The sequence below is a fragment of the Acinetobacter sp. 228 genome (assembly GCF_048147885.1).
Genome location: NZ_JAYWYV010000439.1, coordinates 1 through 1,168 on the forward strand (window position 1 = coordinate 1; position 1,168 = coordinate 1,168).

Below are 1,168 nucleotides of genomic sequence, written 5' to 3' on the forward strand. Positions count from 1 at the left end.
CTGATCAGAAGTAACCGAAATTAGCCAAGGTAGACGTCTAAAATTTAGAAATTTAATTTTGGCTTAAGGGTAATTTGGTAACTTTTATCTTGTACAAAACAGTAAAAAGCTGGCTTGTTCCCAAGCCAGCTTTTTACTGTTCTGTACACCAGCATTGAAAGATTTATCTTATCATTCAACTCAACCTAAGTTTTTTTAATCTACCAATTTAAAACCAGCCACTCCCTCTATATCTTTCAAATACTTATTAAGAGCCATTCTCAAATGTTTAGCCTTAAATATATTCTTACTCCAAAAGAAAACATTTAAAAGTAATCTATTACTTAAAAGCCACGCTCGTGCTGCAAATAAATTGGCATTATTAGATTTATCAAATTTAGCCCTAAAAGCATATGCCTTATAAGTTAGCAGAAATTCATCTTTCTCAGATTCTAAAAAATCTAAATTCCACCATTGTCCCCATCTATAAACATAACTTTTCTTTCCTTGAAGAAAACCTAAATTATCTACTGGATTAAATATAAATTTCGTATTATTTTTTAGATTTATAGAAATATTATCTTTATCAAAAATTTCTTTTAACTCAATCTTAAATTCACTATAAGGTTCATACAGCTGACCATTTCTCCACTCCAAATTTCTAATAGGAATACTTGGTAAAGCTAAAACACAAGGCTTACTTGTTAAGTCATGAATCTCTATCACAGATTGATATTTTAAATTACTTAAAGAAGCAGTAACGCAAAAAATAACTTTACTGTAATGTTGGACATTATTTGCTTTCACCCATAGTGTGCAAGTAGTCTGCTGTTTTCCTAGAAAAATTTGATTCCAATTTATATTGTAATTTACAAATCCCCCTAAATCCTTTCGCCACAATAGTTGTAGGTCTCTAGAGGACTTATATGCAGTTGATACTTTATAGGCATCTAAAAACAAAAATTTAGTAATCCATTCTATTGGTTTTTTTAAAATCGGGCCAAAGATAGAAAGAATGATTTTTATAGCAAAATTAGTTGCAACATTTATAGGTTCAGCCATTTTATAAACTACTCACTTTTATATATTAAAAATATGATCTTACAAAGAACTGATTGAGGCAAAAGCACCAAACAATGGAAAAACTACCAACCCAATAAAACCCAAAATAGAAAAAATTTAAAATGAA

General features: G+C 29.3%; 1 protein-coding gene. It reads right to left on the reverse strand.

The features are described from left to right. Positions 1–195 precede the first annotated feature (195 nt). A complete protein-coding gene (locus VXQ92_RS19690; protein WP_416682929.1) occupies positions 196–1,041 on the reverse strand; it encodes a hypothetical protein in 846 nt (281 codons plus the stop codon). Positions 1,042–1,168: the final 127 nt, after the last annotated feature.

What these genes read in the sequence shown, in the direction of transcription:
- VXQ92_RS19690 (WP_416682929.1), bottom strand. Translation starts at nt 1,041, where the DNA reads ATGGCTGAACCTATAAATGTTGCAACTAATTTTGCTATAAAAATCATT.